The organism is Maribellus sp. YY47 (assembly GCF_023111095.1).
Taxonomy (GTDB): domain Bacteria; phylum Bacteroidota; class Bacteroidia; order Bacteroidales; family Prolixibacteraceae; genus Draconibacterium.
Map to the genome: position 1 here is coordinate 29,195 of NZ_JALGYW010000016.1, position 14,261 is coordinate 43,455.

Below are 14,261 nucleotides of genomic sequence, written 5' to 3' on the forward strand. Positions count from 1 at the left end.
AGAAGGAAACAATGAACAATCCTTGCACAGAAGAAAAGTTTGTGTTTATCTTTGTCGGTGAATTTTGGTTCGACTGTTCATGTATCATGAACTCGATGAAAAGGGAATCCGGTGTAAAACCGGAGCTGTACCCGCAGCTGTAAGTTCCAATCGCTAAAAGCGATTTGTGTTGTTGAACTACAAGCCACTTTTCCGTATAAGCGGAGAGGGAAGGCATCAACAACCGGAGCAAGCCAGAAGACCTGCCACAATTCCTGTTAAATAATTAAGCTTCGGGATAAAAGCTTGAGAAATATTCGAAAAAGTATTTTTCACCAGTTTATCCAAAGCTCCTTAAAAAATTTTATATGAGGAGGTTTGTAATTTTTGGGATTTTAATGTTGGCTTCGGTCTGTGTTTTTGGCCAGGGGCTATTTACCGTGTTCGACACGGTTCACATTGGTGAGGTTGTTAGCTACGGGAGTTTGCAAAAGTACCAGTCGGGTGCGAAAATTGAGCAGATCAGTACCCGTCAGTTTGAGCAATCAAAAGACGGAAACCTGGAGCAGCTGCTTTCGCGTACCCTGCCGATTGCGTTTAAGGCCGACGCAGGTGGTTTAGCTACCATTCGTATTCGCGGATCGGCTCCCGATCACACCAGCATCAATTTTGGAGGAATAAACATTAACTCGCTTACCCTTGGTCAGACAAACGTAAGTAACGTTCCGCTTTATTTGTTCGACAACGTAAGCGTTCAGTTTGGCAGCGCCAGTTCTGTCAACGGATCGGGTAGTATTGGCGGTGCCATTCATTTGGGGATTCAAAATAAGTGGACCGATGGTTTTCGGGGAGAAGCCCGTGTATCTCATGGTTCGTTTGGCGAACAATTGTACGGCACAAAATTGTTTTTTGGAAATGGAAAGTTTGAGTCAGGAACACGCTTTTATTATTACGCCAAAAAGAACAATTTCCCGTTTATGAATCCTAACTACCGCGATTTTGAAAACCAGATCTTCGAAATAAAAGACCGGCAGCAAAACGCCAATGTCGAGAATTATGGCCTTTTGCAGGAATTAAACTACCGTTTTAACCGGGATGAATATTTTACTTTCAATATTTGGCTCGAAAAAGACTGGCATTTGATTCAGCAAAATATGCAAACCAATCTTTCCAGTCCCGAAATGAGGGAGGATTTAACTGACGATCATATTCGGGCTTTGGCAGCCTATAAAAACCGGAAGAAGCCATTCAAATTTGAGATTAGTGGCGGTTATGTGTACGATAATTCTGTGAACAATCATAATACCGCCGATACCATTCAAACACAGCGTATTATTGGAGAGGCATTTGCCGAACACGATTTCAGGAAAAATGCGAGCTACAAAGTAGGGGCAAAGGCAACCCGGATTTACCCTACTGTTTATGCTTATTCCGCCTCGCTGGATCACGAGGACAGAATTGACTTTTATGCTTCGTATTACCAGCGCTTTTTTCAGAAACTGACAGCCACGGTAAATCTTCGGCAGGGATTTGTTACGGGTTTCGATGTGCCTTTCACTCCTGCCTTGGGACTGAGTTATCTCGCTTTTTCAAAAGAGAAATATGTTTTGAGCATCAGCGGAAATATCTCGCGCAGCTATCGTGTTCCAACGTTTAACGATCGTTTTTGGGTTCCGGGTGGAGATCCGGATTTAAAGCCTGAAAAAGGAATGAGTTATGAGTTGGGAGCCAAATGGAGTTACTGCACTGCAGGCGTTTCCGGAAATATACAGGTAAATGCCTTTTGGATGGATGTTGATAACTGGTTGCTTTGGAAAAATGGCGGGGCATTCTGGTATGCTGAAAATGTTCAGAAAGTGGAAAGTAAGGGAATCGAATTAATGACCGACTGGCATTACCAAATTTTGGGATTGTCTTTTGAATCGGGGCTGAATTATTCATACAACCCGGCAGAAAGGGTAGAATCGATCAACGAAACAAACGCTTTGAACCGGCAACTGGAATATGTTCCCCTGCACAGCGGAAATATTTATACCACGGCCAACCTCCATTCATTCGATTTTACAATCGACGGAAGATATTCCGATAGCATGTACACCGACGAAGAAGTGAAAAATGTGCTTGATCCCTACTTTCTTTTAAATGCAACAGTCGGATACAAACTCAAAATAAATGATCAAAATAAACTACGTATTTCAGGAATGGTAAGAAACCTGCTTGATACTGCTTATCAAACAAGCTGGGGATATGCTATGCCGGGAATCAATTACAGAATAAGTGTTACATACAATTTTAAATAATCAACCTTTCAATAATTTACGAATAATGAAAAAATTAAATTTTAGAATCTGGGCGCTACTGGTTTTGGCCACAGCATTTTTTACTGCTTGTACCGACGATGACGACCCAAAAGATGTAAAAGCTTGTTTTACTTTTTCTCCTGAAGAAAATATTCGCGTTGGAGATACTGTATATTTCTCCAACTGCTCGCAGGAAGCAACTGAATATGCCTGGAATTTCGGTGGTTCGGAAACTTCAAGCGAAGCCGAACCGTTTCATGTTTTTACTGAACCGGGAAGTTACGAAGTAAGTCTGGTTGCTACAAACGGAAGCCTGCAGAATAAAGCAACTTCCACAATTGAAGTTACTGCTGATCTGGCGTTTATTATCAATGCCGGAAGCTGGTCGGGCGATAAGTCAACCATTACAGCTTATAATAAATACGCTGATGAGGTGATCAACGGCTACTACAAATCGGCCAACGGACTTGACATTGTATCCAACATTCAGTTTGCCTACCATTACAACGGAAATATCTATTTTATGGGGAATGAAGTGGATGAAGTTTTCTATGTGAACGAAAATACTTTTGTGCAAACCAAAAACTCGATTAATGAAAACATTGTATCGCCGCGATATTGCCAGGGAAAAGGCAATTACCTGTATGTTTCGTGTTGGGGCGGAAGTGTTTGGGCCGATCAAAGTGTGTCGTATATCGCAAAAGTTAACGTGACTACCAACACGGTAGAAAAGAAAATTCCAATGGCAGGTGGGCCGGAAGGACTCGCCATTGCCAACAATAAACTGTACGCTGCCCTGAATTACAAAGACAGCGTGGCCGTAATGGATTTGACAACAGAGGCAATTTCATACATTGCTTTACCTGCCGGAAATACACCTTCTTATTTTGAAAAAGATAATCACGATAACCTCTACCTGAACCTGGGAAGAAGATTGTCAGACTACACTACTCAAACCGGATTAGGATACATAAACACCACTACCGATCAGATCGAAGCAACATTTTCGCTGGATGGTGTAAGCAGTACTTCGTATGTGGATGTTATGGCCTTCAATGCCGATTTTTCCAAAATTTATGTGATGACATCGGGTTTTGATGCCAACTGGAATGTGAGCGGGAGTGTGGCCGTTTTTGATGTGGCTACCAAAACTTTTGACGCCAGCAATCTGGTGGAAGGTATTTCAGGAATCAATGGTGTTGGCTTTTACGACGATAAAGTGATGTATTTCGTTGCGCCAAGTGTTACCGGAAACGGAAAAATGGTGGCCTACCGTGAAGATGGAACCAAATTAAAGGAATATGGAACCGGTATTGCTCCGTTTATGATTCTTTCAGCAGAATAAGAATAGTAAAGTTTTTTTTGAAAATCGCAGAAACCGGAATATCGCGGTCGTTCAAGGCCGCTCCCGGTTTTTTAGAATGAAATATTGCGACAAAATTTAAAATATGATTGCTTAATTGGGTACTGAAAAGTACCGGATTGTGAAATTGCCCCCGACAGCGGTCGGGGGCTTTTACTACTGAAGTATGGCTGAAATTATTTTTGTTACAGGCGGGCAACGTTCGGGGAAAAGCAGCTACGGACAAACTTTGGCCGAGCAACGTTCTGATGCTCCGGTTTATCTGGCAACAGCACACATTTGGGACGAAGACTTTCAACAGCGCGTTAACCGTCATAAATCGGATCGCGGACAACAGTGGACCACACTGGAAGAGGAGGTAGAAATAAGTAAGCTGGATCTCGATGGGAAAGTTGTATTGCTCGACTGCATTACGCTTTGGCTCACTAATATTTTTTACCAAAACAACAGCGATGTGAACGGGAGTCTGGAGCTGGCAAAAGCCGAATGGAACCGCTTGCTAAAGCAGGATTTTACCGCCATTGTAGTCAGCAATGAATTGGGGATGGGGGTTCATCCCGAAAATGAACTGGCCCGAAAATTTGCCGACCTGCAGGGCTGGATGAATCAGTACATCGCTTCTTTAGCCAATGAAGTAGTGCTGATGGTTTCAGGAATACCCGTAAAAATCAAAGCCTCCTCCGGCCCCTCCAAAGGAGGGGAGTACGAGACATCACATGTATTTAATTCATAAATGCCAAAATAATAAACCTTATTAAAATGAAAGATAGAACCGAGTATACCGAAATTAGAAACGCACCCGTTTCAAGCGGCGACAGCGGCCAGAACTCTTCCCTTAGGGGAGATTTCGAGGGGCTTCTTCAGCAAAAGATTAATCTTAAAACCAAACCGCTCGGATCACTCGGCCGGCTCGAAGAGCTTGCTTTCCAGACAGGTATGATTCAGCAAACGCTATCGCCGCGCATTTATAATCCGTCAATGGTAGTTTTTGCCGCAGATCACGGCCTGGCCGATGAGGGAATCAGTCCGTACCCCAAGGACGTAACCTGGCAAATGGTGATGAATTTCTGTGCAGGCGGTGCTGCCATCAATGTTTTTTGCAAGCAAAACGGTCTCGAACTGAAAGTTGTGGATGCTGGGGTGGATCATGATTTTCCCGCTGATCTTCCTATTGTTTATGCAAAAATCCGGAAAGGCAGCCGAAACATGTACCGGGAACCTGCAATGACAATGGATGAATGCCGGGAAGCAATGAAGCTCGGTGCCGCAATGGTGGTGACAGAAGCAAAAACCGGCTGTAATACCATCGCTTTTGGTGAAATGGGAATCGGAAATACATCGGCTTCTTCACTGCTGATGCACAAATTTACGGGTATTTCGGTGGAGGAATGTACGGGGCGTGGCGCCGGTCTGGACGATAAGCAGTTGGATAAAAAAGCATGTCTGTTAAAGGAAATAGCGGATAAATACCGGGCAGAAACCCCTGAAGAAATACTGGCTGCTTTTGGCGGATTGGAAATTGCGGCGATGGTGGGTGCATTTTTGGAAGCTAAAAAGCAAAACATGCTTATTTTAGTGGATGGTTTTATTGCTACTGTGGCTGCACTTACTGCTTCAAAAATGAATGCCGAGATGCTTCAGAATTGTATTTTTTGCCATCAATCGGATGAAAAAGGGCATAAACTGTTGCTGGATCATCTGAATGTAAAACCACTTGTAAATCTTGGTTTAAGATTGGGCGAAGGAACCGGTGCAGCTGTTGCTCTTCCGTTGGTTCGCTCGGCAGTTTCGTTCCTGAATGAAATGGCCAGTTTTGAGGATGCCGGAGTGAGTAACAAGTAGTGTTCAGAGGCCAGAGTTCAAAGTTCAAAGTTTAGAGTTCAGAGTTCAGAGCAGTCGCAGTTTACAGGATGTCATCCTGAGCGGAGTCGAAGGATGGGGATGTATTGATTGAAGAATGATGATTAACGATTTACGAGTGAAGAAGTATTGAGTGATCAGTTATAGTTTCAGTATTCAGTCTCAGAACTCAGTAAGGGAATTTAAATAGCGGATTAAAAATGAACCGGCCATTGGCAAATAGCAGTAGGGAAACAGACAAATCTTCAGGAGTTTTAAACCATCTGCTGTGCCCTATGTGCCTGGTGTGGTTCAATAAAACTTCGTTCCTTCGAGTCTTTGTGTTCAGTTTTACAATTTAACAGTTTAACAATTTAGCGATTCATGATAAAAGAGTGGAAAATATTTTTGACAGCCGTGATGTTTTATTCGCGGGTTCCTGTGGGTAACATCGTTGGATGGAACGAGGAATTGCTAAACAAAGCCACGCGCTATTTTCCGCTGGTTGGTTGGATGGTGGGTGCCTTTGGGGCGTTGGTCTTTTGGGCCTCGTCGATGCTGCTTCCGGTATCGCTGGCAGTTTTGCTAAGCATGGTGGCCACGATTTTGTTTACAGGCGCTTTTCACGAAGATGGCTTTGCCGATTTCTGCGATGGTTTTGGTGGCGGGTACACACCCGAGCGTATTCTCGAAATAATGAAAGACAGTCGCATCGGAACCTACGGCTCAATCGGATTAATTTCAATGTTGGGAATTAAATTTCTGGCCTTGTCGCACATCGATGTTATGCGAATTCCCTTCATCCTGATTGCCGGACATGCGGTGAGTCGCATTTTCCCTGTGCTGTTGATTTATTCCTCGGTTTACGCGCGTTTGGATGCCACCAGTAAAACCAAGCCTGTTGGAAAAGCCGATTCCGCTTTATCGCTGCTGATAGCGGTAGTTTTTGGTGCAGTAGCTTTTGTTTTTCTGGGATGGAAAGAGATGGTTATAGTTTTGGCTGTTTTGTTATTGCTTACTTTCTTCTTCCGAAATTACATTACCCGAAAGCTGGGAGGATACACCGGCGATGTGCTGGGGGCACTTCAACAACTCTGTGAGGTGTGTTTTTATCTGGTTGTTTTAGCCATCCAATATTACCAATGAAACTTTACGCAATCCGTCATACCAGTGTAGCCGTTAAACCCGGAATTTGCTACGGGCAAAGCGATGTGGATGTAGCTGAATCATTTCATGAGGAAAGAAAAGCTGTGAAACTGGAGCTGTCCGGACTTCAGTTTGACAAGATTTTTAGCAGCCCATTGCAACGTTGCAGAAAGCTGGCGGAACATCTTTTCCCAAATCAGCCTATCCTTTTTGACAATCGTCTTAAAGAACTAAATTTTGGAGATTGGGAACTAAAAAGCTGGGACGAAATTTACCATTCGCCGGAAGGGAAGAACTGGATGGACGATTATCAGAACTTATCTACGTTGAACGGTGAATCGTATCCGCAGATGCTTGGGCGTATTGCCGAATGGCTAAATGAATTGAAAGTAACAGAAATGGACAAGTCAGTAGTTGTTATTCATGCAGGAGTTATCCGCATCCTAAAACATTTAATTGAAGGACAGCCGATGGATGACTTGTTTGCTTTGTTTAAACCGCCGTATGGGAGTGTTACAATTTTTGATCTGAAAGAAATCAATGGCAAATAAAAAGCAATTCCGCCCGATTATGTTTGTGGGCACAGGTTCCGATGTGGGAAAAAGTGTAATTAACGCTGGTTTTTGTCGCATTTTTAAACAGGATGGATTAACTCCTGCTCCATTTAAGGCGCAAAACATGTCGCTGAATAGTTTCCCGACCCCCGATGGTTTGGAAATTGGCCGGGCTCAGGCAGTTCAGGCAGAAGCCTGCGGAATTCCCTGTCGCGTGGAAATGAATCCGATCCTTTTGAAACCAACCGGATACATGGATTCGCAGATTGTTTTGCATGGAAAACCTTGGGCGAACAAATCGGCAAAAGCCTATTTTAACGAAACAGACCGCGACTTTTTGTTTAATGAGGCAATGAAAGCTTTTTCGAAACTGGAAGCTGAGTTTAATCCGATTGTGGTGGAAGGAGCCGGTAGTATTTCCGAGGTAAACCTGTGGAAAAAAGACATCACCAACATGCGCGTGGCGGTAGAGAAGAATGCTGCTACATATTTGATTGCCGACATTGATAAAGGCGGTGTTTTTGGCAGTGTTTATGGTACCATTTTGCTGCTTCCTGAGAATGAACGAAAACTGATTAAAGGCATTATAATCAATAAATTCAGGGGCGATATTTCGCTGTTTGAAGATGGTGCGCGAAAGCTGGAAGAGTTGTGCGGTGTGTCGGTTGTCGGTATTATTCCGCACTTTCGCGATATTTACATCGACGATGAGGATTCTGTTGTGATTGATAAAAAGCGCTTTTCTTCGGTCGATGGAAAAATCAACATTGCGGTTGTCTTGCTAAAACACATGTCGAATTTCACCGACTTTAATCTGCTGGAACAAATTCCGGAGGTTAATCTTTTTTACGCTGCGACACCAGAAGATTTACACCAGTCGGATATTATCATTTTGCCGGGTTCAAAAAATACGATTTCCGATCTTTTGTTTTTGCAGCGGCAAGGAATGGCGACTGCCATTAAAAAAGCGCATCAACAGGGAAAGGCAGTTTACGGAATCTGCGGCGGTTTTCAAATGATGGGGAAGTGGGTGCGCGATCCCTTTCAGGTGGAAGGCGCTGTTGAAGCTGTTCCCGGGTTGGGGATTTTGCCGGTGGAAACAACCATTACAAATGAAAAAGTGACGGAACAATGTTCTTTCACCTTTCAGAGCGAATTAAAAGGAAGCGGCTATGAAATTCATATGGGAGAAACAGTGGCTGAAAAGAATAGTCCGCTTTGTGTTATTCACGGAAAAAAGAAGGACGGTTATTATTTGAACGACCTTACCTGGGGCACTTACATTCATGGGATTTTCGACAACAGTGAAATTATCAGCGCAATACTGGCGGCTGTTGGAAAAAAGGTGACTGCCGGATTTGATTTTAAAAGCTTTAAAGAAGAACAATACGATAAACTGGCTGCTTTGATCCGCGAAAATGTGGACATGGAATACATTTATAAAAGCATTCAACTTGACTGACTATCCTGATATAATTTATCCTTTATTGGCAGGTTTTTTACTCGATCTGCTGATTGGCGATCCGCACTGGCTGCCGCACCCCATTCGTTGGTTTGGGTGGCTGATCTCCAAAGGCGAAACGCTGCTGAATAAAGGCGACAGAAGAAGATGGAAAGGCGCTTTTTTAACGATTGCATTGGTACTCTTTGTATTTTTTGTGCTTTGGTTTGGACTGATGTTACTACCAGAAAAATCAATCGTTTTTTATGTAATTGCTTCGATTCTTGTTTTTTTCGGACTGGCTAATCGTTCCCTTATTTACGAATCATTGCTGGTAATTCGCAGGTTGAAACAGGAAGGTATCGAAGCCGGCCGAAAACAGTTGAGTAGGATTGTTGGGCGTGACACTTCGAATCTCAACGAACAGCAAATCAGAACGGCAGTACTCGAAACGCTGGCAGAGAATCTAAGCGACGGAGTGATTGCACCGCTTTTTTATTTTGCCATTGGCGGCGTTCCCGGCATGTTTGCCTACAAAATGGTCAACACGCTCGATTCGATGATAGGTTATAAAAACGACCGGTACCGCGAATTTGGCTTTTTTGCTGCCCGCCTCGACGATGTGCTGAATTTTATTCCGGCCCGTTTAACTGCTTTTTTGATGGTGTTGGTAACTCTTCGCAGGAGAGGATTCTCATACCTTTTCAAGTTTGGAAACCAACACAGCAGTCCCAATGCAGGTTACCCGGAAGCTGCTTTGTCAGGAATTTTAAATTGCCGTTTTGGTGGCCCCAACATTTATCACGGAAAACTGGTGAAGAAGCCCTTTATTGGCTTAAATTTCAGAATTTTGAGTGACAGTGATGTGTACAAAAGTTGCGGAATCAATATGGCAGTAGCCTTACTATCCGTTTTTTTGATTTGTGTATTTTTTATGTATAATTTCAGGATACTCTGAATTTCTGTATATCTTTCACCTCTCGATTCAATCTGACCGTTGATTCCGAAAAGAAAGAATCTCTATGAATGCATACCTTTTTATAATAGGCCTTTGTGTCGTAATTATCATTTCGTTTTTTACCAACATCCTGGCAAAACGCACCAACATCCCGAGTGTACTGGTGCTTATTGTAATGGGAATCGGAATTAATCAGCTTTTACTTTCGCTGAATATTGTACCTGGTTTCTTTAGCTCGCTTGAAATTCTGGGAATCGTTGGTTTGATCATGATTGTACTTGAAGCGGCGCTCGATCTGGAGTTAACCCGCGAAAACTGGCCCATTATCTGGAAATCGTTTACCATTGCCGCTTTATCCTTAGTATTCACCTCTTTCACCCTCGCTTTTTTATTGAGGTTCTATATGCCCGAAATGAGTTTTATGAGGGTGTTGGTGTATGCTTTGCCGCTTTCCATTATGAGTAGCGCCATTATCATTCCGAGTGTTGGTAACCTGGTAAAATACAAAAAGGAGTTTCTGATTTACGAAGGCACTTTTTCTGATATCCTGGGGATTATGTTTTTCTACATGATGGTGGAGAATGCTGACGTGGAAGGAATGCGCCAGCTTAGTTTTGTGGTAGTCGGGAATATTTTGCTGACCCTTTCTGTTTCAGTGGTGTTAAGTTATGTGTTGTTGTACATTATTCAGAATATTAGGGGAGAAGCCAAATTTTTCCTGTTTCTGGCCGTGCTGATTATGCTTTATTCGGTGGGGAAACTGTTTCACCTGTCGTCGCTGTTGATTATTTTAATGTTTGGCTTATTGCTTCGGAATCATAAACATTTATTGTTCTGGAAATTAGAAGAATGGCTGAAAGACGACCGGATTGAACGTTTGTACGATCAATTTAAAATGATTACCATCGAGACTTCTTTTGTGGTACGAACATTTTTCTTTGTGGTTTTTGGAATGACCCTTCCTTTATCTTCGCTTCTGAGTTGGCGGGTTTGGCTGATTAGCGCCGTATTTTTGCTGGTTACCTACGCCCTGCGTTTTCTGTTGTTTACAGTCATCGAAAAGAAAGATATACTTCCACAGGTGTTGATCTCGCCGCGTGGTTTAATCTCCATATTGTTGTTTTTTGCCATACCTGATTCGCTAAAAATCGAAGGTTTTGAAAACGGCATCCTTTTCCTTGTGATTATTGCCACCAGTATTATCATGGCATCGGCATTAATTGCCTATCGTAAAAAAGAAACCACAATAGTTGATCAAGGTTTAGCACCAATGGGTGGAGAGATGATGGAGGTAGAAGAATAATCAGAATAAAGGGCATTAAAAAAGGTTGCCTTGACTGACAACCTTTTTTCAAAATTTTTATCCCAGATATGTTTTTAGTAATTTGCTTCGCGATGTATGTCTTAATCGTCTGATAGCTTTTTCTTTTATCTGTCGAACCCTTTCCCGGGTTAATCCAAATCGTTCACCGATCTCTTCTAATGTCATTTCCTGGCACCCTATGCCAAAAAACAGTCTGATGATGTCGCTTTCACGTTCGGTCAATGTCGCTAACGCGCGATGAATCTCCTTTGACAATGATTCCATGATAAGGCTGCGGTCGGCATTGGGCGAGTCGTTGTTTACCAACACGTCGAGCAGACTGTTGTCTTCACCGTCAACAAACGGTGCGTCTACAGATACATGACGTCCGGAAACCCGCAAAGTGTCAGCCACCTTGTCGGCAGGGAGTTCCAGTGAATCGGCCAATTCTTCAGGCGATGGTTTGCGCTCGTGTTCTTGCTCAAATTTCGAAAATGCTTTGTTGATTTTGTTCAACGAACCTACCTGGTTCAATGGCAAACGAACGATACGCGATTGTTCAGCAAGAGCTTGAAGAATCGACTGGCGGATCCACCATACTGCGTAAGAAATAAACTTAAAACCGCGGGTTTCATCGAATTTTTCAGCTGCTTTAATCAAGCCGAGGTTTCCTTCGTTAATAAGGTCCGGTAAGCTAAGTCCCTGATTTTGGTACTGTTTTGCTACCGAAACCACGAAGCGAAGGTTCGCCCTGGTTAATTTTTCCAAAGCAGCCTGATCTCCTTTTTTAATCCGCTGTGCTAACTCTACTTCTTCTTCGACAGTAATTAGTTCTTCCTTACCAATTTCCTGCAAATACTTATCTAAAGAGGCACTCTCACGGTTAGTGATTGACTTTGTGATCTTTAGCTGTCTCATATAATTTTCTTAAAAATCGTGCAAATATAGAACATAAATTATTACCGGTCAAGGAGAAACAAACGATCTATTTGTTGTTAATACAAAGTTAAAGATTGATGCTTCTATTTTCCAACTCCAAATACAAAATAAGCTGGTTCTCCACTAGGATACACTCCTTCAACTAAAATTCCTCCTCTCGCGTTTCCTATCTCTCTCTTAAAATCATTGACTTCATAAATCGGTTTTTTGTTCACGCTGGTAATCACAAATCCTTTTTCAAGTCCGGCATCTTTCAGCTTTCCTTTATCCAGCTTTGAAATCATGATTCCGTGGTCAATATCCAATTTATTCTTCAATTCGTTATCTACTGCGACAAACTCAGCACCCAATACACTTGCGTTATCTCTTACTATTTGCGTGTCGCCATGTCTGTTACGCAAAGTAACTGTAAATTGTTTCTTTTCATTGTTACGCAGGACGTCAACTTTTACATCATCCCCGGGACGGTACTGGCTTATTTTTTCCTGCAACTCGGCCGATGTCTTTACTTTTTCTCCGCCAACGCCAATAATTACATCATCAGCCTTAATTCCGGCTTCTTTTGCAGCACCGTTTTCGGTAACAGCTCCTACATAGACTCCTTCAACACGTTCAAGGTTTAATTTGTTCGCGATTTCTGCATTTACATCACCAATATTTACTCCAAGCAATGCTCTTTGTACTTCACCATACTTCTTCAAATCTTCAACAACCTTTTTTACGATGGTTACCGGTATGGCAAATGAATATCCTGTATATGAGCCTGTTCTGGATGCAATCGCTGCGTTTATTCCTACCAGATTTCCCTGTTGATTTACCAAAGCGCCTCCGCTGTTTCCAGGGTTCACCGCCGCATCGGTTTGGATAAAAGATTCGATGGAATAAGTGTCTTCGTTGATTCCCAGGTTACGGGCACGTGCGCTTACGATTCCGGCAGTAACTGTCGAAGTAAGGTTAAACGGATTCCCAACGGCAAGCACCCATTCGCCTAATTGCAGGTTTTCCGAATTTCCGTAGGTGAGGAAGGGCAGATCTTTAGCATCAATTTTTAATAAAGCAAGGTCGGTTGAAGGATCGGCCCCCACAAGGCGAGCTTCAAATTCACGCTTGTCGTTCAGGATAACTTTTATTTTCTGCGCATCTTGAATAACATGATTATTGGTAACGATAAATCCGTCTTCAGTTAGAATTACTCCCGATCCAAAACCTTGCTGAACTTGTGGTTCGCTTCTTCTGAAACCAAAAAACTCGTCGATAAACGGATTACCGCTCGACCACTGTCCGGTACGAACGGATTGAGTAGCGATGTGTACAACGGTGTGGATGGATTTTTCTGCTGCGAACGTCAAATCGGGTAGTGTCTGTTCACTGTTGGCCGGTAAACTGGCATATCTGATGGCTGGTTCTTCTTTTACTGTTACAACTTGTGGTTCATTGAAGAAGGTGCTGTAAGCCCAAACTGCAACAAATGCACCCGCAATCACAAGTAAAAATGTGAATGATATTCTTCCAAACTTCTTCATGATAGTAAAATTTAATTCATTAAACAATTGCATTCCATGCGATCAAATTTACTGCCAGTTTGTCGTGATGACACCAGGCTTCGATTGTATTTTGCATAATTTAACAACACAACCCCAACATTGTTAAAAATATACAACCGAATTTCGAGTTGGATGAAATATTGTCAGGTTTCAGGCATTGTTGGCTTTTAACCTTATCTGACAAGACTTTGCTTTAAGAATTACAGTTTTGTTTGATTATTTTTCAGGAACAACAAACCACTTAGAGTCCAGCTCAATTTCTTTATAATTTTCGATGTGGTCTATGGCATCTTCAACGTTGGTAGCAACATAATACAATTCGCGGTATATCGGTTTGGCGAATTGTTCGGTGTAGGAAACTTCAAATTGTTTAAAAAGATGGTCGAAGAATCCGTTGGTGTTGATAAATACAATGGGCTTGTGGTGATACGAAAGCTGACGGAGTGTTATTACTTCCAGTATTTCTTCGAGAGTTCCGAAACCACCGGGTAAAGCGATAAATGCATCCGAGAGTTCGCGCATTTGGGCTTTGCGTTCCATCATGTCTTTTGTAACAATTACTTCGTGCGAATTATCCGAGGCAAGCGAACGGCGGATCATCTTTTCCGGAATAATTCCAATCGTTTTTGCTCCCGCTTTGCTGGCCGCGATGGTAACTGCTTCCATTAAACCAACGTTTGCGCCGCCATTGATCAGTACATGCTTGTTTTTCCCAATCAAAGCTCCCAGTTTTTGGGCTTCATCAAAATATATAGTCGAAATGGCATTGCTCGAAGAACAGAAAACGCAAATATTCATTTTTATGAAATTGAGTGTTATGTATTTAGTTTTGAGAAAAGAAAACCGGGATTTACCCGGTTTTCAAAATATCTTGAATGAAATTTTTAGCCTGAAT

Annotated in this window: 12 protein-coding genes and 1 riboswitch; of the genes, 9 read left to right on the forward strand and 3 right to left on the reverse strand. The window is 42.5% G+C overall.

The window, feature by feature from the left end; all coding sequences use genetic code 11:
* Positions 1-48 precede the first annotated feature (48 nt).
* A riboswitch (cobalamin riboswitch) is annotated at positions 49-265 on the forward strand.
* A gap of 82 nt (positions 266-347) precedes the next feature.
* From MR764_RS14000 to MR764_RS14040, 9 genes are all read left to right on the forward strand, one after another.
* Positions 348-2,279, forward strand: a complete 1,932-nt coding sequence (locus MR764_RS14000; protein WP_247980057.1) for a TonB-dependent receptor — start codon at positions 348-350, stop codon at positions 2,277-2,279.
* Positions 2,280-2,304: 25 nt separating this feature from the next.
* Positions 2,305-3,624 (forward strand): PKD domain-containing protein, encoded by a 1,320-nt coding sequence (locus MR764_RS14005; protein ID WP_247980058.1) that lies wholly within the window; start codon positions 2,305-2,307, stop codon positions 3,622-3,624.
* A gap of 184 nt (positions 3,625-3,808) precedes the next feature.
* Complete coding sequence (cobU, locus tag MR764_RS14010; RefSeq protein WP_247980059.1) at positions 3,809-4,375, forward strand: bifunctional adenosylcobinamide kinase/adenosylcobinamide-phosphate guanylyltransferase; 567 nt, start codon at positions 3,809-3,811, stop codon at positions 4,373-4,375.
* Between the two features lie 26 nt (positions 4,376-4,401).
* The gene (cobT, locus tag MR764_RS14015) at positions 4,402-5,484 is read left to right on the forward strand and encodes a nicotinate-nucleotide--dimethylbenzimidazole phosphoribosyltransferase (protein WP_247980060.1); all 1,083 of its coding nucleotides are present in this window, start codon (positions 4,402-4,404) and stop codon (positions 5,482-5,484) included.
* Positions 5,485-5,865: 381 nt separating this feature from the next.
* Positions 5,866-6,627: an adenosylcobinamide-GDP ribazoletransferase gene (locus MR764_RS14020; RefSeq protein ID WP_247980061.1), complete on the forward strand. Its 762-nt coding sequence runs from the start codon at positions 5,866-5,868 to the stop codon at positions 6,625-6,627.
* Positions 6,624-7,178 carry an alpha-ribazole phosphatase gene (cobC, locus tag MR764_RS14025; RefSeq protein WP_247980062.1) on the forward strand — a complete coding sequence of 185 codons (555 nt, stop codon included), beginning with the start codon at positions 6,624-6,626 and terminating at the stop codon, positions 7,176-7,178. The genes MR764_RS14020 and cobC overlap by 4 nt, the downstream gene beginning before the upstream one ends.
* Positions 7,168-8,643 (forward strand): cobyric acid synthase, encoded by a 1,476-nt coding sequence (locus MR764_RS14030; protein WP_247980063.1) that lies wholly within the window; start codon positions 7,168-7,170, stop codon positions 8,641-8,643. The genes cobC and MR764_RS14030 overlap by 11 nt, the downstream gene beginning before the upstream one ends.
* Positions 8,636-9,580 (forward strand): adenosylcobinamide-phosphate synthase CbiB, encoded by a 945-nt coding sequence (gene cbiB / locus MR764_RS14035; protein ID WP_247980064.1) that lies wholly within the window; start codon positions 8,636-8,638, stop codon positions 9,578-9,580. The genes MR764_RS14030 and cbiB overlap by 8 nt, the downstream gene beginning before the upstream one ends.
* Before the next feature lie 64 nt (positions 9,581-9,644).
* Positions 9,645-10,883: a cation:proton antiporter gene (locus tag MR764_RS14040; protein ID WP_247980065.1), complete on the forward strand. Its 1,239-nt coding sequence runs from the start codon at positions 9,645-9,647 to the stop codon at positions 10,881-10,883.
* A gap of 57 nt (positions 10,884-10,940) precedes the next feature.
* Here the strand turns inward: MR764_RS14040 and MR764_RS14045 are convergent, their stop codons facing one another.
* From MR764_RS14045 to MR764_RS14055, 3 genes are all read right to left on the reverse strand, one after another.
* Entirely contained in the window at positions 10,941-11,801 is an 861-nt protein-coding gene (locus MR764_RS14045; protein ID WP_247980066.1) for an RNA polymerase sigma factor RpoD/SigA, read from the reverse strand.
* A gap of 104 nt (positions 11,802-11,905) precedes the next feature.
* Complete coding sequence (locus tag MR764_RS14050) at positions 11,906-13,345, reverse strand: Do family serine endopeptidase (RefSeq protein WP_247980067.1); 1,440 nt, start codon at positions 13,343-13,345, stop codon at positions 11,906-11,908.
* A gap of 237 nt (positions 13,346-13,582) precedes the next feature.
* On the reverse strand, positions 13,583-14,164 hold the full coding sequence (locus tag MR764_RS14055) for a TIGR00730 family Rossman fold protein (RefSeq protein WP_247980068.1): 582 nt from the start codon (positions 14,162-14,164) through the stop codon (positions 13,583-13,585).
* Positions 14,165-14,261 lie beyond the last annotated feature (97 nt).